Here is a 19577-nt window from a genome sequence, read left to right as displayed (position 1 = left end):
TCCTGTGCCCTCGACACGGAGGTTCGCCCCATGCCGACCGCCCTGCCCGCCCGTCTCGAATCCGGCCGCTGCTATCCGCTCGGCGCGACCTGGGACGGCCTCGGGACCAACTTCGCGGTGTTCTCCGCGCACGCGCAGCGCATCCAGCTGTGCGTGTTCGATCCGACCGGCCGCAAGGAACTCGCGCGCCTGGACCTGCCCGAATGCACCGACGAGGTGTGGCACGGCTACCTGCCCAACGCGCATCCGGGCACCGTGTACGGGTTTCGCGCGGACGGCCCGTACCAGCCGCAGCACGGCCACCGCTTCAATCCGACCAAGCTGCTGCTCGACCCGTATGCACGCAAGCTGGTCGGCCAGTTCCGCTGGTCGGACGCGCTGTTCGGCTATCGCGTCCATTCGAATCGCGCGGACCTGTCGATGGACCGCCGCGATTCGGCGCCGGCGATGCCGAAAGCCGTGGTCGTCGACGAAGCGTTCGACTGGAGCAACGACCGCCGCCCGGACGTGCCGTGGCGCAACACGGTGATCTACGAGACCCACGTACGCGGCGCGTCGATGCGGCGCGCCGGGTTGCGCGTGCCGGAGCGCGGCACGTTCGCGTCGCTCGCGCATCCCGCGTTCGTCGATCACCTGCTGTCGATCGGCGTGACGACGGTCGAGCTGCTGCCGATCCACGCGTTCCTGCAACAGCGCGAGCAGGTGAAACGCGGGCTGCGCAACTACTGGGGCTATGACACGGCCGCGTTCTTCGCGCCGGAGCCGTCGTATCTCACGACGCGGCGGCTCGACGAAATGCGCATCGCGGTCCGCCAGCTCCATGCGGCCGGCATCGAGGTCGTGCTCGACGTGGTCTACAACCACACGTGCGAAGGCAATCAGCTCGGGCCCACGCTGTCGTGGCGCGGCCTCGACAACGCGAGCTACTACCGGCTGCGGCCCGACGATCCGCGTTACCACGTCGACGAAACCGGCTGCGGCAACACACTGAACCTGTCGCATCCGCGCGTCGTGCAGATGGTGATGGACTCGCTGCGCTACTGGGCGACCGCGTTCAACATCGACGGCTTCCGCTTCGATCTCGGCGTGACGCTCGGCCGCGAGGATCACGGCTTCGAGCCCGGCGCGGGGTTCTTCGATGCGTTGCGGCAGGACCCCGTGCTCGCGCAGCGCAAGCTGATCACCGAACCGTGGGATCTCGGCCCCGGCGGCTATCAGCTCGGCCGCCATCCGCCCGGCTTCGCCGAATGGAACGACCGGTTTCGCGACACCGTACGGCGCTTCTGGCGCGGCGATGCCGGACAGCGCCCGGAACTGGCCGCGCGGCTGTCGGGCTCGGCCGACCTGTTCAATCACGGCCGGCGCCGCACGTGGGCATCGATCAATTTCATCACCGCGCACGACGGCTTCACGCTCGCCGACCTCGTGTCGTATGCGGGCAAGCACAACGAGGCGAACGGCGAGGACAACCGCGACGGCCACGACGACAACTGCAGCGCGAACTGGGGCGTCGAAGGGCCGACCGACGACGCGAAGATCCGTGCGGTGCGTGCGCGCGTCGCACGCTCGATGCTCGCGACGCTGTTTACCGCGCTCGGCACGCCGATGCTCGTGGCCGGCGACGAATTCGGCCGCACGCAGCAAGGCAACAACAACGCGTATTGCCAGGATAACGAACTGTCGTGGCTCGACTGGGACCAGGCCCGCAGCGACGACGGCGTGGCGATGACGCGCTTCGTGTCGCGGCTCGCGGCACTGCGGCGCATGTATCCGGTGATGTCGGCGCCGCGCTATCCGTCGGGCGACCGCGACGGCGCGCCGGGCATGCGCGAGATCGACTGGTTCGACGAACGCGGCGACGCGCTCACCGTGCCCGCGTGGGAAGACGGCGAACGCCGCGCGCTGACGATGCGGCGCGTCGGCACCGGCCGCACCGGGCGCACCGAGGCCTTGCTCGTGATGCTGAACGCGTCGGCCGGCACCATCACGTTCATGCCGCCCGCGCCCGTGCTCGATTACCGGATCCTGCTCGACACCGCGACGCCCGACTCGGGCCCGCGCTCGTGGCCGGAAGCCGGTCTCGACGTCGCCGCGCACGCGGCCGCGATCGCGGTCGCGGCCGTGCCGCCCGATCCGCCTTCGTGAGGACCGCCATGACATCCCGTTCCGACCATCCACCCGGCTCGCAGGCTTTCGAATCGTCGTTCGGCGCCACCTGCGTCGATGCCGACCACACGCGCTTCCGGCTGTGGGCGCCCGCGAGCCGCGCGGCCGCGGTCGAGCTGCACGACGACAGCGAACACGTGATCCCGATGACACCCGTCGGCGACGGCTGGTTCGAGACGGTCGCGCCGTGCGGCCCCGGCGCGCTGTATCGCTACCGGCTCGACGGCGGTCTCGTCGTGCCCGATCCCGCGTCGCGCTTCCAGCCCGGCGGCGTGGACGGCCCGAGCCAGGTCGTCGATCCGGCCGCCTATCGCTGGCGCCACGACGCATGGCGCGGCCGCCCGTGGCACGAGACGGTGCTGTACGAGCTGCACGTCGGCGCCTGCGGCGGCTACGCGAGCGTCGAGCGGCGGCTGCCGTCGATCGCCGCGCTCGGCGTGACCGCGGTCGAGCTGATGCCCGTCAATGCGTTTCCCGGCGCGCGCAACTGGGGTTACGACGGCGTGCTGCCGTTCGCGCCCGACACCTCGTACGGGCGGCCCGAGGAACTGAAGGCCCTCGTCGATACCGCGCACGGGCTCGGCCTGCAGGTGTTCCTCGACGTCGTGTACAACCATTTCGGCCCCGAAGGCAACCTGCTGCCGCGCTACGCGCCCGCCTTCTTCCGCACGGACCGGCAGACGGCATGGGGGCCGGCGATCGACTTCTCGTGCCCGCAGACGAGCGCGTTCTTCATCGACAACGCGCTGTACTGGCTCGACGAATTTCGCTTCGACGGCCTGCGCATCGACGCCGCGCACGCGATCGACGACGACGCGTGGCTGCGCGAACTCGCGCGCCGCGTGCGCGCGTACGCGGGCGACGCACGCCACATTCACCTCGTGCTCGAGAACGAGCGCAACGCGGCGAGCCTGCTCGGCCCCGGCGGCTTCGACGCGCAGTGGAACGACGACTTCCACAACAGCGCACACGTGCTGCTGACGGGCGAGCGCGACGGCTATTACCGCGCGTACGCCGACGCGCCGCTGCACCATTTCGCCCGCACGCTCGGCGAAGGATTCGCGTACCAGGGCGAACCATCGCCGCTGCACGACGGCGCCGCGCGCGGCGAGCCGAGTGCGCACCTGCCGCCCACGGCGTTCGTCACGTTCCTGCAGAACCACGACCAGGTCGGCAACCGCGCATTCGGCGAACGGCTGCGCGCACTCGCGAACGACGACGCGGTACGCGCCGCCACCGCGCTGATGCTGCTCGCGCCGTCGATCCCGCTGCTGTTCATGGGCGAGGAAGACGGCAGCACGCAGCCGTTCCAGTTCTTCACCGACTATCGCGGCTTGCTGGCCGATGCCGTGCGCGAAGGCCGGCGCCGCGAATTCGCGGCGTTTCCCGCATTCGCCGATCCCGCGCATCGCGACCTGATTCCCGATCCGAACGACATCGCGACGTTCGTCCGCTCGTCGCTGCACCATCCGCCCGACGACACCTGGGCCGACGCGGCCGCCTGGCAGCGCTTCTACCGCAGCGCACTGGCCGTGCGCGCGGCGCTCGTGATGCCGCAGCTGCCGGGCGCGCATGCACTCGGCGTGGAGCGGCTCGCGGGCGGCGGCGACCCGCAGGGGCTCGTCGCGCGCTGGCGCCTCGGCGACGGCAGCACGCTGACGATCGCGCTGAACCTCGGCTCGCACGATGCCGTGCTGTCCGAATTGCCGGTCGGCAAGCTCGTGTTCGAGACGCCGCCGCGCGCCCGCGACCGGCTGCCCGACCTGCGGCTGCCGCCACGTGCGTGCATCGTGTGGCGCGACGGTGCGGTCAACCACGATGCGCGGCACCACCGCGCGAACGGGCAGGGTCGATCATGACGACCGACGTCTCGATCGCGGTACTCGCGCAGGCGGCCGGCCTGGAAACCGACTGGATCGACGCAGGCGGCGTCGCGCGGCGGGTGGACGACGACGCGCTCGCCGCGCTCGTCGACGCGCTCGGCTGGCCGTGCGGCACGGCGGCTCAGCGCGTCGACAGTGCCGCCGCACTCGCCGACGAGAACGCGGCGCCGCCGCGCATCGTGACCGGCGACGCCGGGCAGCCGCTGCCGCTGCCGGCTGCCGTCGCGCCGCCGGGCGCGCGCTTCCGGATCACGCTCGAAGCCGGCGGCCACGTCGACGGGCGGGTGGACACGCACGGCGCGCTGCCGCCGCTTGCGATACCCGGTTATCACGCGCTCGACGTCGGCGATCAGCGCATCGGGCTGACGATCGCGCCGCCGCGCACGCGCCCGTTCGACACGCGTGCGGCCGGTGCGGACAACCGCTGGGGCATCGCGGCGCAGCTCTACAGCCTGCGCCGCACCGGCGACGGCGGCGCCGGCGACTATACGGCGCTCGCACGGCTGGCCGCCCACGCGGCGCGGCACGGCGCGCAAGCCGTGGCCGTCAGCCCGACGCACGCCGGCTATCCGGCGCTGCCCGCGCACGACAGCCCGTATTCGCCGTCGTCGCGGCGCTGGCACAACGTCGCGTATCTCGACTGCGACGCGGTGCCGGGCGCCGAGGCCGCCTACCCCGAATCCGGTGCGCCGCCCGATACGCCGCTGATCGACTGGCCGCACGTGCTGCCGATGAAACTGCGCCGCTTGCGCGCGTGCTTCGACGCGTGGCATGCCGGCGCCACGCCCGAGCGCGACGCGTTCCAGCGGTTTCGCGCGGCGGGCGGTGCGGCGCTCGACGCGCACGCGCGCTTCGATGCGCTGCAGGCGTTCTGTCTCGAACACGGGCTCGGTGCGGACTGGCGGCAGTGGCCGGCACCGTGGCGCACGCCGGGATCGGCCGAAGTCGATGCGTTCGCGCACGCGCATGCCGACACGATCGTGTTCCACGCCTTCCTGCAGTGGTGCGCGTCGCGCGCGCTCGGCGACGCGCAGCACGCGGCGCGCGGCGTCGGCATGGCGACCGGGCTGATCGCCGATCTCGCGGTCGGCTCCGATCGCGCAGGCAGCGACGCGTGGGCGCATGGCGCGACGCTGCTGCGCGGCGTGTCGCTCGGCGCGCCTCCGGACCAGTTCAACGCGGCCGGCCAGGCGTGGGGCGTGACGACCTGGACACCCGCGGCGCTGCGCGCCGACGGTTTCGTGCCGTTCATCGAACTGTTGCGCGCCACGTTCGCGCATGCGGGCGGCATCCGCATCGATCACGTGCTCGGTTTCGCACGGATGTGGATCGTGCCGGACGGCGGCGCGCCGCGCGACGGCGCGTACCTGCGCTATCCGCTCGACGACCTCGTGCGGCTCGTCGCGCTCGAGGCGGCCCGCCATCGCGCGATCGCGATCGGCGAGGACCTCGGCACCGTGCCGGCCGGATTCCGCGAACGGCTCGGCGCACAGGGGATCGCGGGCATGCGCGCGCTATGGTTCGAGCGCGAGGCGGACGGCACGTTCCGGCCGCCGTCCGCGTGGGATCGCGACGCCATCGCGACGACGTCGACGCACGATCTGCCGACCGTCGCCGGCTGGTGGCGCGGTGTCGACCTGGCATGGCGGCGGGTCGCGGCCGCTGCCGCGGCAGGTGCCGCGCAGCGGGACGGCGCAACGGATGCGCGCGACATCGCCGCACCGGCGCCGGACGACGCGAGCGCACACGACTCCGACGAGATCGTGCAACGCACGGTGCCCGGGCCTGACGCCGCCGACGCCGCGCAACCGCCCGCCTGCCCCCCCGACCTGCTCGCCGCGCACGCGGAACGCGCGACCGAACGCGCCGCGTTATGGCGCGCGCTGCAGCAAGCGGGCTGCGCACCGGCCGACAAGGCGACCCCGCCGACCGACGCGCCGCCGGTCGGCGCGATCCTCGCCTACGTCGCGCGCAGCGCGTCGCCGCTCGCCATCGTGCCGCTCGAGGACCTGCTCGCGCTGGACGCACAGCCGAACCTGCCGGGCCCGCCGTGCGGCCATCCGAACTGGCGGCAGCGGCTGCCGCGCACGATCGACACGCTGTTCGACGCCGACGTGCGCGAACGCATCGCGGCCGTCGTGCACGCGCGCCGTTCGCGGGAGCGCGGCACATGACGCCGCGCGCGACGCTGCGCCTGCAGCTTCATGCGGGCTTCACGTTCGACGACGCAGCCGCGCATGCCGACTACTTCGCACGGCTCGGCGTGAGCCACCTTTACCTGTCGCCGGTCGCGACAGCCGAACCGGGCTCGCGGCACGGCTACGACACCGTCGACTACGACGTACTCAATCCCGAACTCGGCGGAGAAGCCGGTTTCGTCCGGCTCGTCGACGCGCTGCGTGCCCGCGGCCTCGGCGTGATCGTCGACATCGTGCCGAACCACATGGGCGTCGGCGGATCGTCGAACGGCTGGTGGAACGACCTGCTCGAATGGGGCCCCGCGAGCCCGTACGCGCGCTACTTCGATATCGACTGGCACCCGCCCGACCCGGCACTCGACGGCAAGGTGCTGCTGCCGTGTCTCGGCGTGCCCTATGCCGACGCGCTCGCGGCCGGCGACATCACGCTCGGCGCCGACCCGGCCAGCGGACGCTTCTTCGTCGCGTGCCCCGGACGGCGGTTGCCGGTGGCGGCCGCCACCTACGCGGACATCCTGCGCATCGCGAACCGCGCGGACCTGAACGCGCTCGCCGAGCGCTTCGATGCCGCGCCGCCACGCGACAGTGCGCGGCTGGCCGCCGCGCACGCGGCGCTGCGTGATCACGCGGCCGCGCACGGCCCGCACGCGCTCGACGCCGTGCTGCGCGGCGCCGACCCGCGCATCGCGCGTTCGCGTACCTGCCTGCACCGGCTGCTCGAACGCCAGCACTACCGGCTCGCGTGGTGGCGCACGGCCGCCGACGAACTGAACTGGCGGCGCTTCTTCGACATCGCGACGCTCGCAGCCGTGCGCGTCGACGACGACGCCGTATTCGACGCCGTTCATGCGCTGCCGCTGCGCCTGCATGCGGCCGGGCTCGTCGACGGCGTGCGGGTCGATCACGTCGACGGCCTCGCCGATCCGCGCGCGTACTGCCGGCGGCTGCACGAGCGACTCGCCGCGCAGGGCCGGGCGCAGCCGTATGTGGTCGTCGAGAAGATCCTCGCGCCCGGCGAGACGCTGCGGGCCGACTGGGCCGTGGAAGGGACGACCGGCTACGACTTCATGAACGATGTCGGCGCGCTGCTGCACGACCCGGCCGGCGCCGCCCCGCTCGCCGCGCACTGGGCCGCCGTGTCGGGGTCGTCGCGCATGTTCGCGCAGGAAGCGCTCGACGGCAAGCGGCGCGTGCTGATGCGCCAGCTCGCCGTCGAGCATGCGCGCGTGGCGCGACTGCTGCATGCGATTGCACGGGCGTCGCCCGCCACCCGGGACGTCAGCCGGATCGCGATTCAGCGCGTGATGGGCGAACTCGCGGTACGGCTGCCCGTGTACCGCATGTATCCGGCACCGCGCGACGAGCCGGCCGATGCCGACCGTCGCGTGCTCGCACAGGCCTATGAAGGCGCGCGCGCGGCCATCGATCCGGCCGACCGGTTCGCGCTCGATCGTGTCGCCGCCTGGCTGGGCCTGCCGGTCGTGCGCGTGCCGCGCGCAGCCCCCGACGCGCTGGTCGCGGCGCGCATCGCATTCGCGCAGCTCACCGCACCGCTCGCCGCGAAAGGCGTCGAGGATACGGCCCACTATCGCTACGGCCGGCTGCTGTCGCGCAACGAGGTCGGCGCCGATGCCGGCGACTTCAGCCTGTCGCGCGGCGCGTTCCATGCGCGGAACCGGCACCGCGCGCGCACCGTGCCGCACGGGCTCCTCGCGACGGCCACGCACGACCACAAGCGCGGGGAGGACGCACGTGCGCGGCTCGCGGTGCTCAGCGAGATGCCCGACGCGTGGCGCGCGGTATCGCTCGACTGGTCGGCGCTGAACCTGCCGCATCGCGGCCGCGCGCATCGCGACCTCGCGTGGGCGCCGGGACCGGCCGCCGAGGCGATGCTGTATCAGACGCTCGTCGGTTGCTGGCCGCCGGCGCTCGCGCCCGACGATGCCGCCGGGCTCGTCGCACTCGCCGCGCGCGTGGTGCAGTGGCAGACGAAGGCCCTGCGCGAAGCGAAGCAGCATACCGACTGGCTGGCGCCCGCGATCGATTACGAGCAGGACTGCGCGGCATTCGTCCGCGCGATCCTGACGCCGCGCGGTGCCGGCGATTTCGCGCACCGGCTGCATGCGTTCGTCGCGCGGATCGCGCCGGCCGGTGTCGTCAACAGCCTGGCGCAAACGACGCTGCGGATCGCCTCGCCCGGCGTGCCAGACCTGTATCAGGGAACCGAATCCTGGGATCACTCGCTCGTCGATCCGGACAACCGGTGCGACGTGCCGTTTGCGGCGCTGGCGGCCGAACGGGTCGACGAACCGGTCGCGTCGTATCTGTCGACATGGCCCGACGGGCGCGTGAAGCGAGCGCTGGTCGAGCGGATGCTCGCACTGCGTGCGCGGTGGCCGACGACGTTTGCGGATGGCGCATATGTGCCGCTGCGGGTGCACGGCCGCCTCGCGCGCCACGTGGTGGCATTCGCGCGGTGCGACGATGCGGCTACGGTGGTGGTCGTGGCGACGCGGCTCGCGTGCCGGTTGCTGGGCGAAGCGCCCGGGTTGCCGCGCGTGGAGCCCGCGCAGTGGGGCGATACGGCGGTCGCGCGGCCGCGCGGCAGCGCCGGACCGTGGACGGACGCGTTGGATCCGCGGGCCGCCGTCGATGCGCCGGGAGGCAGGCTGGCGCTCGATCGCTGCCTGGACGGGTTGCCCGTCGCCGTGTTCGTGGCGGCGCGAACGACGAATCGGGGTCCCTTAGAATACGATCGCGCCCCGTAGTCCAATCCAATCGAGGCCCTCGTCACCTTGGGGGCCGCTGCGTCCAATAATGGGGCTGGACGTAACTTCCCATGACTGTCGCCTCCACGCTGCGGTCAGTGGCGCGAAGATAATCAAATTTGTACAAAACAGGCCGCGCATAATCGTTTTTGTACATCCGAAATCGATTACGCACAAAACACGCGTTTGTATTCGATTTTGAGCAGAGGCTCAGCAACGTCCTCGCGAAAGAAATGCCCGTTCTGCAACAACCCGGTATTTGGCCCGCTATCGTCGATGCGGTTTCTGCGGCATTTCGCGACGGTGAATCGGTCGATGTCGCGATTGCCGATCGTTACCGGCCCGAACGGCCTGCGGGCCAGTAAACGCCCGACCTCACGACCACTCCTCCGGCGGCGTCGCCCCGCTGTCGTCCTCCCACAGCGGCTTGCCCTTCCCGTCGCCATCGCGCGCCGCCACCGGCCCGCTTGCTCCGCGCGCCGTCGACCGCCGCGTGTCGCGCGAGGTCGCCGTGGTCGCACGCGCCCGCGTGCGCGTCGGCGTCACGGTGCGTTGCCCATCCCTGCGGCGCGTGTCGGTCGCGCCTGCGTCGTTCGCCTGTCGTGCATTCGAAGCCGCGTTCATCCTTTCTCTCCCGTGTCATCAGAAAATGGCCGACCGATTGCCGCAATTTCGGTGCCGAATCCGGGCAAGCATCTTGCTGCGTCATGTCGTCCCGAATTGATGCCCGGAGGTGACGATGCCGACCGACCGCAACCCGCCGCCCGCCACGCGCCGTCGGCTCGGCGAATGGATGGCGCGCGAAGAAGCCCACATGGTCGCGTTCCGCGAGAAGATCGCGGCCGACGCCCGCGCGCATGCGGGCGACCGGCTGCGCACGCCCGCCGTGCAGGCACTCGCGCGGCTGTTCGACGACGACGCCGTGCTGCGCATGAGCCTGACCCGCGCGATCGACGAAGCAATCGAATCGGGACACCGGCTCGGCTACACGTCGATCGGCGAGTTGATGACCGTGATCGATCATCTGATGACCTACACGCCGCCGTTCAGCGAGGAAAGCCTGATCGTGTGCCCGCTGAACGCGTTCTTCGACTGGCCGATGTGCATGCCGTCGGGCCACGCGGTGTTTCGCGACGCGGCCGTCAACGCGCAATTGAAGCGCGTGCTGAACGTATGGTGCGATTTCCTCGGCGGCCCGCATTCGCGCGCGCATCTCGACACGTCGGCGCCCGACGGCTGGTTCTGCGACGAAGCGCGCAAGCGCCTCGGGCTGTCGCAGTTCCAGTATCGCGAAGACCAGCCGCACTGGGGCTTCGATTCGTGGAACGACTTCTTCACGCGGCGCTTTCGTGACGGCGCGCGCCCGGTCGCGGCGCCCGACGATCCGCACGTGATCGTCAGCGCGTGCGAGGCCGCGCCTTATCACACCGAGTCGAACGTCAAGCTGCGCGACACGTTCTGGATCAAGGCGCAGCCGTATTCGCTGCGCGACCTCTTCACGCCCGCACGGCTGTCGCTCGCCGAGCGCTTCGTCGGCGGCGACGTGTACCAGGCTTACCTGAGCGCGTACAACTACCATCGCTGGCATGCGCCGGTGCGCGGCGTCGTCACGCATGCGTACCGCGTCGACGGCACCTACTACTCGGTCGCCGAAGCGGAAGGCCCGGACCCGGCCGGCCTGAACGATTCGCAGGGCTACACGACGGCCGTCGCCACGCGCGCGGTGGTCGCGATCGCCTGCGACGATCCCGGCATCGGCACCGTGGCAGCCGTGTTCGTCGGGATGGGCGACGTGTCGTCGTGCGTGGTCGAGGTCGTGCCGGGACAACGCGTCGACAAGGGCGACGAAATCGGCTACTTCCAGTTCGGCGGATCGACGTACTGCCTGCTGTTCGAGGCCGGCGTGATCGACCGCTTCCTGCATGCGCCGCCGTTCGACGGCCGGACACCCGTCGTCCAGGTCAACGCGTCCGTCGCGATCGCGCGGTAAGCGCCGCGCGAGGGCGCGTCACGCATCGGTCACGTCGTTCAGGTCGCTAGCGTCGATCGTGTCGGGTTCGGGCACGTCATGCCGCTGCACGCACCGCAGCACCGACAGCCCGCCGGCCGTCAGCACGGGCCGATGCTCGCCCGACGCGTCGTCGCGCTGCATCACGATCAGGTGTTGTTCGACGAGTGCGACGACGTCGTCGCGGTCGATCTGGATCTGCTCCGGTGCGTGATGCACCAGGAACAGCGCGGCAAATTCGTGGGCGGTCAGCATGCTCGTTTCCCCGTTGGCGGCTGCGTGCGACGCGCCGACCGCGACGCGCTGCAAAGTTTTCAACGACATGTAATGCCGGACGGGCCGCGGAGCGCGGCCGCGTCAAGGCTTGCGCGGATGAAACAGGCCGGCGCGCGCACGGCCGGCCGGCGCGCGGAAATAGCCGCTGTGCAGCACCACGTCGCCGCCATTGCCGTTGGCCAGCACGTCCGCGCACGCGGCCTCGATGCGCGCGCGGCCGCGTTCGAACGCGTCGCGCAGGTCGGCCTCCAGCGCGGATTGCGCGCCGAAATGATCTTCCAGCGATTCGACCGTGATCGCACAGGTTTGCGGCGCGCCGTCGACCTCGACGACGAAGCGCAACTGCAGCGCCGCGCCGTCGAATACGGGCGGCGCGTCGGTCAGCGTCACGCGGCGTGGGGAATCGGCCGGCATGGGCTCAGGCGCCCCGCGCCGCGAGGCGGTCGACCAGCGCGCCGTTGAACGCCGGCAGGTCGGCCGGCTTGCGGCTCGTGATCAGGTTGCCGTCGCGCACGACTTCCTCGTCGACCCACTTGCCGCCCGCGTGACGGATATCGTCCTGCAGGCTCGGCCAGCTCGTCATCGTGCGGCCCTCCACGAGCCCGGCCGACACGAGCAGCCAGCCACCGTGGCAGATCGCCGCGATCGGCTTGCCGGCGCCGACGGCCGCCGTCACGAATTCGCGCGCGGCCGGCAGCATCCGGATCGCGTCGCCGTTCACGACGCCGCCGGGCAGCACGACCGCGTCGTAGTCGCCTTCGCGCGCATCGTCGAACGTGCGGTCGACCTTCACCCGGCTGCCCTTGTCGACGTGCCGGAAACCCTGGATCTCGCCGCGCTTCTGCGAAATCACGTCGACCTGCGCGCCTTCGGCCGCAAGCGCGCGCTGCGGTTCGACGAGTTCGGCTTCCTCGAAACCGTCGACCGCGAGGATCGCTACCTTGCAATGATCCAGCCTGCCGCTCATGAATGCCTCCTTCGGTGTGTCGGCACAGGTCGTGCCATGGCGATTGCGCAGCAATCGGCGTGCCGGCACGGCCGCCCTATCGCGGCACCGCGGGGGGAACGACCCGCGATCACGCTCGCCTGCACGGGCATACGCGTGCGGCGTCGCCGCGCTGCAAAGATTTCAACGGGTCTGTAACCGGACGCGGCCGGTCGGGCCGGCGTGACTACTGCAGGCGACGCGCCGCGTCCAGCATCGAATCGGTCAGCTCGATCGTCAGCGTCAGGTTCTCGTCGGTGTCGGGCAACTGGTCGAGCGTCTGCTGCACGGCCTCGTGCAGCATCGCATGCACGCGCATCCGCGCGCCGTCGTCGAGATCGGCGTAATGCTCCATCGTGTCGCAGTCGAGCGCGAGCACGACCGAATGCCGCGCGGCCTCGGGCGGTGCTTCGTTCGCGAGCGCCCACGCCGCATGAAACATGATCCGGCCCGTTTCGACGTCGACGTGGACCGTCGTATCGAGATCGTCCGCGTCGGCCGCATCGCCGTCGACCGCTTCGTTCTCCAGCAAGATCCGGGAATTCGATTGCATGATGTCCTCCTGCGTGGTGGTGGCGCGCCCGTCCTGGCAACCGCGCCACCATCGCGCCGTGCCGGCCGCGCCGGCACGACACCGTCAATAACCGCTGGAACCCGCGCCGCCGGTCCCGCCGCCGCCCGGGCCCGTCGATCCGGTCGAACCGCCGTTGCCGGCGCCCGTGCCGCCCGTGCCGCCCGTGCCGCCGACACCGCCACCCGGCGCGCCGCTGCCGCCTTCGCCCGCGCCGTTGGGGCCGCCGCCCGGCTTCACGTGGGCGGCCGATCCGCCATGCGAACGCATGCCGTGCTTCGCGCCTTTCTGCTTCGGACTGGCCGGCGGCGGCGGCGCGGCCGTATTGCCGTTGGCGCCGGGCGTCGACATGTCCATCGACGGATTCGGCGCGCCCGTCCCCTCGTCCGGGCGTTGCGAATTCTGCGCCCACGCGGCCGGCGCGGCCGTGACGACCGCGACCGCCGCGAACGCAAGCACGCCGCGCGCGACAAGCCGCGCGACACACTTCGATTCGGATACTGACTTCATGGCGTTTCTCCCTGTTGATGGTGCCCTGATGAACATTCCTGCTGAACATTCCTGCCCGTTCCTTTCAGCAAGGCCCATGCCGTCATCGGCCTGTGCGCGGCGCGGCACGCGGTTTGCGTCACCCGTCTTCGTACGTTCGTTTCGTGCCCCCTATGGAGCCCCTGCCATGCCTTCCGCTTCCGCCTCCCACGCGCACGGCAAGCGCCTCACGCGCCGCGCCGGCCGCGCCCGCAGCGCCGATCCGAACCACCGCAAGCGCTGGTCCGGCGAAGTCACGCAAAAAAGCGATGCGCTCGACATCGAGCCCGACATCTTCAAGTCCGACGATCCGGCGGCGATTGCCGCATCGCTGAAGCATTCGGCCGAACACAGCCGCCGCCGCAAGGCGTCGCCGTTCCAGTCGGCGATGTCGATGCTGAACTTCTACGTGAACCGCGCAGGCCGCAATCTGCCGAAAACGCGCCGCACGACGCTCGAACGCGCGAAGCGAAAACTGCGCGAGGCGTTCGGCCGCAAGCCCTGACGGCTTGCGCGTCCGCCCTGCCGACTCGCCACGACCGCACGCATGCACGAGACGCTCTGGTACCTGATCATCGGCGCCGTCCTGCTGGGCATGGGCGTCGCGACATCGGCGCTGCGCCACCTGCCATGCAGCACCGCGATGATCTATCTCGTGCTCGGCATCGCGCTCGGCCCGGCCGGCGCCGGCCTGCTGCAGCTCGACCTCGAGCGCGACGCCCGGTTGCTGCGCGAAATCGTCGAAATCGCGCTGCTCGTCTCGCTGTTCGCGATCGGGCTGCGGCTGCGCGTGCCGCTGTCCGACAAACTGTGGCTCGTGCCATGCCGCCTCGGCCTGCTCGCGATGGTCGTCACCGTGCCGCTGCTCGCCGCCTGCGCGGTGCTCGCGCTCGGGCTCGGCTGGGGCCCCGCGCTGCTGCTCGCGGCGATCCTCGCGCCGACCGACCCCGTGCTCGCGCACGACGTACAGGTGCACGATCCGGGCGATCGCGACCTCGTGCGCTTCGCGCTGTCCGGCGAAGGCGGGATGAACGACGGCATCGCGCTGCCGTTCGCGCTCGCAGGGCTCGCGCTGTGCGGCGCGCGCGACGTGACGCATGGCATTGCGCCGCTGTCCGGCACGTTCGCGCTCGTCGCGCTGTGGGGCATCGCAGGCGCGGCCGCGATCGGCGGCAGCCTCGGCTGGGTGACGACGAAGACGATCGGCTGGCTGCGCACGCGTCACGCGCAGGCGCTCGGCCTCGAAGGCTTCTTCGCGCTCGCGCTGATCGTGCTGTCGTTCGGCGCCGCACAGCTCGCACATACATTCGGCTTCATCGCGGCGTTCGCGGCCGGTGTCGCGATGCGCCGCGTCGAGCACCGGGCGAGCGGCGACCGGCCGCCGCGCGAAGTGATCGGCCAGATCGATTCGGAAGACGTCGTCGCCACCGAAAAGCATCCGGAGAAGGCACACGCGTTCATGGCCGAATCGGTGCTCGGCTTCACGATCGAACTCGAACGGATCGCGGAAGCCGTCGTGATGACGATGATCGGCAGCGTGCTCGCGACGCTGCCCGGCCCATTGATCACGTGGGGCGCGGCCACGCTGGCGGCCGTGCTGTTCGTCGCCGTGCGCCCGCTCGCGGTGCTGCTCACGCTCACCGGTTCGCGCGCGACGCATGCGCAGCGGCGGCTGATGGCGTGGTTCGGCATCCGCGGCATCGGCTCGTTCTACTACCTGCTGTTCGCGCTCGAGCACGGGCCGTTCGATGCGGTGCGGTCGCTCGCGGCGCCGGTGCTGGCCGTCGTGTCCGCGTCGGTGGTCGCGCACGGGATCTCCGCGACGCCGCTGATGAACTGGTACTACCGGCTGCAGCATCGGCGCTGACGCGTTCATGTTTCCGCCGCGAGCCGCGCGCGCATCGCGGCGGTGATGCGCTGGCGCGTCTTCGCGTAGCCTTCCCACGGATCGCGCTTCAGCGCATCGAGCCGCTCGTGCAGCGTGTCGATCGTCCATTGCGCGCCGCCCGTCGTATCGGGCACCTCGTCCCAGTCGAGCGGCACCGACACGCCCATGCCGGGCCGCGCGCGCACCGAGTACGCGGCGATCGTGCTCGCGCCGCGGCCGTTGCGCAGGTAATCGACGAAGATCTTGCCGCGCCGGTGACGCGGCCCCATCGTCGCGGTGAAGCGCTCGGGCAGCGTAGCGGCGACATGCTGCGCGACCGCGCGGGAGAAATCCTTCACGTCGTCCCAGCCCGCATGCCGCGTAAGCGGCACGACGACGTGCAGCCCCTTGCCGCCGCTCGTCTTGCAGAACGATACGAGCCCCAGCTCGTCGAGCAACCCGCGCACGAGCTGCGCGGCGTCGATCATCGCGCGCCACGGCAGCGCCGGGTCGGGATCGAGGTCGAACACGATGCGGTCGGGCCGCTCGACGTTCGACGCATGCGCATTCCACGTATGCAGCTCGACCGTGCCCATCTGCGCGGCGCCGAGCAGCGCGTCGACGCTGTCGATCGACAGCAGCGGCCCGTGGCCGGGGTCGAGCCCGGCGTGCTGCGTGACGAACGGGATCTCGCGTCGTTCCGCATGCTTCTGGAAGAACAGTTCGCCGGCAATCTCGCCCGGCGCGCGCACGAGCGACACGGGCCGGCCTTTGAGGTCGGGCAGCAGCCACGGCGCGACCCATTGCCAGTAATGCGCGAGGTCGATCTTGCGCGTGCCGCTTTGCGGGTCGATCACGCGATCGGGATGCGTGATGCGCACATGGCCGACCTGATCGGCGCCGGACGCGCCGCGCGCACGGCCGGCAGACGCAGGCGATCGTGCGCGCGACCGGCGGCCATGCGCGGCATCCGCATGCGGCTCGGGCGGTTGTCGGTCGTGCGCTGCACGGGGTTCATCCATCGTCGCCTCCGTTTCGGGTTGCCGCGGCACCTCGCGGACGATCTGCCGCGCCGGCTTGTCTTCGCGCAGCGCGACGAACGCCGCCTGCCGCACGATCCCGTCGCCCGTCCATTCCGCGAACTCGCACTCGGCGACGAGCGTCGGCTCGACCCAGTGCACGCGCGTGCGCGACCGTTCGCGCGGCGGTGGATCGAACGGCGTCGTGTCGCGTTCGTGCTTGCGCAACGTGGCCGCGAGCCGGTCGAGCAGGCGCGTATCGAACCCGGTGCCGACGCGGCCGACGTAGCGCAGCGGCGGCGCGCCGCGCGACCGCTTGCCGCCCGCGGCGGGCTCGTACACACCGAGCAGCAGCGCGCCGAAGCCATGCCGGCTGCCCGACGGCTCGGTATAGCCGCCGATCACGAACTCCTGGCGCCGCCTGCATTTCAGCTTGATCCACGCAGGCGAACGGCCGCCGCGATAGCGCGAATCCGCGCGCTTGCCGATCAGCCCCTCGAGCCCCGTGTCGCACGCGCTCGCGATCAGCGACGCGACGTCGTCGCCGAGGTCGGGCGAGTAGCGCAGCCGCGCGGGGTCGCTGCGGGCGAGCAGCGGTTCGAGCCGCGCGCGACGCGCGGCGAGCGGCGCGTCGCGCAGGTCGTATCCGTCGAGGAACGGCAGATCGAAGACAAACAGCGTCACGGCGTCCGAGCGCCCCGCGCCGAGCGCGTTCTGCAGCGCCTGGAAATCGGGCAGGCCGTCGGCGCCCAGCACGACGGCCTCGCCATCGAGCCACGCATTGTCGACGTCGAGCGCGGCAAGCGCGTCGCGCTGCGCGCGCAGTTTCGCGGTCCAGTCGCGGCCTTCGCGCGTCATCAGCACGACGTGCCGCCGCGCGCCGCGGCCCGCGATCCGCGCGAGGATCCGGTAGCCGTCGAATTTCACTTCGTAGCGCCAGTCGCCGTGCGCAGGCGGCCCGTCGACCAGCGTCGCGAGTTGCGGCGCGACGCGCTCGGGCAACGCCGCGCGCACGGCGCCGTCGATGTCGGACAGATCGGCCGACGCATGTCCTGCGTCGTCGTCGCGACGCGCGCTGCGCGGGCCGGACGCACCGCCATCGCCGCGCTTCCTGCGCGCGGCCGGCGTGTGTTCGTGATGGACGCTGCCCGGCCGCTGCGCGACCACGTCGAACGCCTCGGCGTCGCGCGCGTCGTCGTCGCGTTCCTTGATCAGCAGCCATTGCTCCTGGCGGCCCTGCTGCCGCCCGCTGCGCACGAGCGCCCAGCCGCCGTGCAGCTTCGTGCCGTCGAGCCGGAACGTCAGCTTGCCCGCCCGGTAGCCGTCGCGTGCCTGCGCGACGCCGCCGTCGGGCGTCCACGTGCCTTCGTCCCAGACGACGACCGAGCCCGCGCCGTAATGGCCGGCCGGAATCTCGCCTTCGAACGACGCGTATTCGAGCGGATGATCCTCGACGTGCACGGCCAGCCGCTTCACCGACGGGTCGACGCTCGGCCCCTTCGGCACGGCCCACGACTTCAGCGTGCCGTCGAGTTCGAGACGGAAGTCGTAATGGAGCCGCCGTGCGTGATGTTCCTGGATCACGAAGCGCAGCGGCCGGCCCGCGCGCGCGGACGGTCGAGGCTTCTGCGCATGCGCATCGGCATGCGCGCGCCGCCGCCCGTGCGCGCCCTCGGGTTCAGGGCTCTCGTCGAAGCGGCGCTTGCGGCGATACGGTTCGAGCTTGCCGGCCATCGCGTTTCCCTCCGTCGTGCGCCGTCATGCAGCATGCTTGCGGCGCGCGGCGGTCTTCTTCGCCGCGTGCGCGCCGGTCGCACCGTGCTTCGCGGCCGTGCGTTTGGCGGGCGCCTTCGCCGCGCCTCTCGCCGGCGTTTTCGACGCCGGCTTGCGCCGCGCGCCGGCGCCACGCGACGACACCGGCGCCTCGGCCTCCCCTTCGTCGTCCGCATCGGCCGCACGCGCCCCGCCCTTCAGGCTGCGCTTGAGCAGCTCGGTCAGGTCGACGACGTTGGACGCCGCGCGCCCCGTCTGCGCCGGCCGGTCCTCGATCGCCTCGATCCGGCCCGCGCGCACCTTGCGCTCGACCAGCTCGAGGATGTCGTCGCGAAACGTGTCGTGATACTCGTCGGGCGTCCAGGTGCCCGACATGTCGTCGATCAGCTTCTTCGCCATCGCGAGTTCGCGCGCGCTGACGCCGGCGCGCTTCGCGTCGCCGGCCGGCACCGACAGCTCGTCGAGCGGGCGCAGTTCCTCCTGCCAGCGCAGCGTATCGAGCGCGAGCAGCGGCCCGACCGGAATCAGCGCACCGAGATGCTGCCGGTCGCGCATCACGACATGCGCGATGCCGATCTTGCCGCTGTCCTTCAGCGCGTCGCGCAACAGCGCATAGACCTTCTCGCCCTTGCGGTCCGGCACGAGGTAGTACGGTGTGTCGAGATACAGGAACGACACGGCGTCCTCGTCGACGAACGTGACGATGTCGACCGTCTGCGTCGATTCGGGGTTCGCCGCGCGGATCTCGTCGTCGGTCAGCACGACATAGCGTTCCTTCTCGTACTCGTAGCCGCGCACGATGTCCTCGCGCGTGACCTCCTTGCCGGTGCGCTTGTTGATCTGCCGGTAACCGACCGGGTCCATCGAGCGCTTGTCGAGCAGCCGGAACGACGGCTTCACGGTACGCGTGGCCGGGAACAGCTGCACGGGCACGTGAACGAGCCCGAAGCTGATCGCGCCTTTCCAGATCATCCGTGCCATCGATGCCCTCCTTGTGGCGTGTGGCGCCCCCTTCATGCACCGAACGTCAGTGCCTGCGGCAGCGGCTTCGCCGCACGATGCTGACGTGGCCGTTGCGCTCGAGGATCGCCGCGTCGACGTCGGCCAGGTCGGTCGCGCCGAGTGCCTGCCGCACGCTTTCGCGGATGTCGGTCGGCGTGATCAGCGCGGCACGCATCTGCGCGTCGTCGAAGCGGCCGTGGTGATACACCTCGCGCTCGACACCCACCAGCAGCCGCTCGAGCCGGCGCGAGCGCACGCAGGCCCAGCCAATCGCGCGATGCAGCAGCGCAATCGCGAACGACGCCGCGACGGTCGCCACGAACGGCGACGCGCCGACCACCGCGCGGCTCAGGATCGCGCCGAGCAGGATCCCGACCACGTAGTCGAACGGCGAACGCTGGCCGAACGCCCGCCGCCCGGCGATGCGGATCAGCACGAGCGCGATCACGGCCACGACGATCGCGCGCAACACCATCTGCCCGGGGTCGAGCATCCGGCCCTGTCCGAACAGCGCGACGACGGCGTCCATGATC

Annotated in this window: 16 protein-coding genes; 7 read left to right on the top strand and 9 right to left on the bottom strand. The window is 71.2% G+C overall.

What is annotated here, in order from left to right; genetic code table 11:
- Positions 1-30: 30 nt before the first annotated feature.
- The 4 genes from glgX to treY are packed head-to-tail and all read left to right on the top strand — an operon-like array spanning position 31 to position 9015.
- Positions 31-2145 (top strand): glycogen debranching protein GlgX, encoded by a 2115-nt coding sequence (glgX, locus tag DIE03_RS17720; RefSeq protein ID WP_124452525.1) that lies wholly within the window; start codon positions 31-33, stop codon positions 2143-2145.
- An 8-nt stretch (positions 2146-2153) separates the two neighbouring features.
- Positions 2154-4025 (top strand): malto-oligosyltrehalose trehalohydrolase, encoded by a 1872-nt coding sequence (treZ, locus tag DIE03_RS17715; RefSeq protein WP_124452522.1) that lies wholly within the window; start codon positions 2154-2156, stop codon positions 4023-4025.
- Complete coding sequence (gene malQ / locus DIE03_RS17710) at positions 4022-6223, top strand: 4-alpha-glucanotransferase (RefSeq protein ID WP_124452520.1); 2202 nt, start codon at positions 4022-4024, stop codon at positions 6221-6223. The genes treZ and malQ overlap by 4 nt, the downstream gene beginning before the upstream one ends.
- Positions 6220-9015 carry a malto-oligosyltrehalose synthase gene (treY, locus tag DIE03_RS17705; protein ID WP_124452518.1) on the top strand — a complete coding sequence of 932 codons (2796 nt, stop codon included), beginning with the start codon at positions 6220-6222 and terminating at the stop codon, positions 9013-9015. The genes malQ and treY overlap by 4 nt, the downstream gene beginning before the upstream one ends.
- Before the next feature lie 375 nt (positions 9016-9390).
- Here treY and DIE03_RS17695 read toward each other — a convergent pair whose 3' ends face one another.
- Positions 9391-9639, bottom strand: coding sequence for a hypothetical protein (locus DIE03_RS17695; protein WP_124452514.1), 249 nt, complete (start codon positions 9637-9639; stop codon positions 9391-9393).
- Between the two features lie 115 nt (positions 9640-9754).
- Here DIE03_RS17695 and DIE03_RS17690 point away from each other — a divergent pair, with 115 nt between their 5' ends.
- Positions 9755-11005 (top strand): phosphatidylserine decarboxylase family protein, encoded by a 1251-nt coding sequence (locus DIE03_RS17690; RefSeq protein WP_124452512.1) that lies wholly within the window; start codon positions 9755-9757, stop codon positions 11003-11005.
- A gap of 18 nt (positions 11006-11023) precedes the next feature.
- On the opposite strand, the gene DIE03_RS17685 is transcribed toward DIE03_RS17690, so the two are convergent.
- The 5 genes from DIE03_RS17685 to DIE03_RS17665 all read right to left on the bottom strand — a co-directional run bounded on the left by DIE03_RS17685 (position 11024) and on the right by DIE03_RS17665 (position 13365).
- Positions 11024-11278 carry a hypothetical protein gene (locus DIE03_RS17685; protein ID WP_124452510.1) on the bottom strand — a complete coding sequence of 85 codons (255 nt, stop codon included), beginning with the start codon at positions 11276-11278 and terminating at the stop codon, positions 11024-11026.
- Between the two features lie 102 nt (positions 11279-11380).
- Positions 11381-11713, bottom strand: coding sequence for a DUF1488 domain-containing protein (locus DIE03_RS17680; RefSeq protein ID WP_124452508.1), 333 nt, complete (start codon positions 11711-11713; stop codon positions 11381-11383).
- A 4-nt stretch (positions 11714-11717) separates the two neighbouring features.
- Entirely contained in the window at positions 11718-12266 is a 549-nt protein-coding gene (locus DIE03_RS17675) for a type 1 glutamine amidotransferase domain-containing protein (RefSeq protein ID WP_124452507.1), read from the bottom strand.
- A gap of 205 nt (positions 12267-12471) precedes the next feature.
- The gene (locus tag DIE03_RS17670) at positions 12472-12837 is read right to left on the bottom strand and encodes a hypothetical protein (protein WP_124452505.1); all 366 of its coding nucleotides are present in this window, start codon (positions 12835-12837) and stop codon (positions 12472-12474) included.
- 84 nt (positions 12838-12921) lie between these two features.
- Entirely contained in the window at positions 12922-13365 is a 444-nt protein-coding gene (locus tag DIE03_RS17665) for a hypothetical protein (protein WP_124452503.1), read from the bottom strand.
- A gap of 166 nt (positions 13366-13531) precedes the next feature.
- Here DIE03_RS17665 and DIE03_RS17660 point away from each other — a divergent pair, with 166 nt between their 5' ends.
- Together DIE03_RS17660 and DIE03_RS17655 are read left to right on the top strand one after the other, a co-directional pair.
- Positions 13532-13888: a DUF3175 domain-containing protein gene (locus DIE03_RS17660; protein ID WP_124452774.1), complete on the top strand. Its 357-nt coding sequence runs from the start codon at positions 13532-13534 to the stop codon at positions 13886-13888.
- Positions 13889-13930: 42 nt separating this feature from the next.
- Entirely contained in the window at positions 13931-15250 is a 1320-nt protein-coding gene (locus DIE03_RS17655) for a cation:proton antiporter (RefSeq protein WP_124452501.1), read from the top strand.
- Between the two features lie 5 nt (positions 15251-15255).
- Here the strand turns inward: DIE03_RS17655 and ligD are convergent, their stop codons facing one another.
- Genes ligD through DIE03_RS17640 form a run of 3 tightly spaced genes read right to left on the bottom strand, consistent with a single transcriptional unit; the run spans position 15256 to position 19573 of the window.
- On the bottom strand, positions 15256-18003 hold the full coding sequence (gene ligD, locus DIE03_RS17650) for a DNA ligase D (RefSeq protein ID WP_124452499.1): 2748 nt from the start codon (positions 18001-18003) through the stop codon (positions 15256-15258).
- A gap of 24 nt (positions 18004-18027) precedes the next feature.
- Positions 18028-19023, bottom strand: coding sequence for a Ku protein (locus DIE03_RS17645; RefSeq protein ID WP_124452497.1), 996 nt, complete (start codon positions 19021-19023; stop codon positions 18028-18030).
- A gap of 46 nt (positions 19024-19069) precedes the next feature.
- Complete coding sequence (locus tag DIE03_RS17640; protein WP_124452495.1) at positions 19070-19573, bottom strand: DUF421 domain-containing protein; 504 nt, start codon at positions 19571-19573, stop codon at positions 19070-19072.
- Between the last annotated feature and the right edge of the window lie 4 nt (positions 19574-19577).

The organism is Burkholderia sp. Bp8992 (assembly GCF_003853705.1).
Lineage (GTDB): Bacteria > Pseudomonadota > Gammaproteobacteria > Burkholderiales > Burkholderiaceae > Burkholderia.
This window is presented reverse-complemented; position numbering and strand designations above follow the sequence as displayed.

Excerpts from the sequence above, each read along its gene's own strand:
- DIE03_RS17660 (WP_124452774.1), top strand. The coding sequence starts at position 13,532 with ATGCCTTCCGCTTCCGCCTCCCACGCGCACGGCAAGCGCCTCACGCGC.
- DIE03_RS17670 (WP_124452505.1), bottom strand. The coding sequence starts at position 12,837 with ATGCAATCGAATTCCCGGATCTTGCTGGAGAACGAAGCGGTCGACGGC.
- treY (WP_124452518.1), top strand. The coding sequence starts at position 6,220 with ATGACGCCGCGCGCGACGCTGCGCCTGCAGCTTCATGCGGGCTTCACG.
- DIE03_RS17680 (WP_124452508.1), bottom strand. The coding sequence starts at position 11,713 with ATGCCGGCCGATTCCCCACGCCGCGTGACGCTGACCGACGCGCCGCCC.
- treZ (WP_124452522.1), top strand. The coding sequence starts at position 2,154 with ATGACATCCCGTTCCGACCATCCACCCGGCTCGCAGGCTTTCGAATCG.
- ligD (WP_124452499.1), bottom strand. The coding sequence starts at position 18,003 with ATGGCCGGCAAGCTCGAACCGTATCGCCGCAAGCGCCGCTTCGACGAG.
- DIE03_RS17645 (WP_124452497.1), bottom strand. The coding sequence starts at position 19,023 with ATGGCACGGATGATCTGGAAAGGCGCGATCAGCTTCGGGCTCGTTCAC.
- DIE03_RS17640 (WP_124452495.1), bottom strand. The coding sequence starts at position 19,573 with ATGGACGCCGTCGTCGCGCTGTTCGGACAGGGCCGGATGCTCGACCCC.
- glgX (WP_124452525.1), top strand. The coding sequence starts at position 31 with ATGCCGACCGCCCTGCCCGCCCGTCTCGAATCCGGCCGCTGCTATCCG.
- DIE03_RS17690 (WP_124452512.1), top strand. The coding sequence starts at position 9,755 with ATGCCGACCGACCGCAACCCGCCGCCCGCCACGCGCCGTCGGCTCGGC.
- DIE03_RS17655 (WP_124452501.1), top strand. The coding sequence starts at position 13,931 with ATGCACGAGACGCTCTGGTACCTGATCATCGGCGCCGTCCTGCTGGGC.
- DIE03_RS17675 (WP_124452507.1), bottom strand. The coding sequence starts at position 12,266 with ATGAGCGGCAGGCTGGATCATTGCAAGGTAGCGATCCTCGCGGTCGAC.
- DIE03_RS17665 (WP_124452503.1), bottom strand. The coding sequence starts at position 13,365 with ATGAAGTCAGTATCCGAATCGAAGTGTGTCGCGCGGCTTGTCGCGCGC.
- DIE03_RS17695 (WP_124452514.1), bottom strand. The coding sequence starts at position 9,639 with ATGAACGCGGCTTCGAATGCACGACAGGCGAACGACGCAGGCGCGACC.
- malQ (WP_124452520.1), top strand. The coding sequence starts at position 4,022 with ATGACGACCGACGTCTCGATCGCGGTACTCGCGCAGGCGGCCGGCCTG.
- DIE03_RS17685 (WP_124452510.1), bottom strand. The coding sequence starts at position 11,278 with ATGCTGACCGCCCACGAATTTGCCGCGCTGTTCCTGGTGCATCACGCA.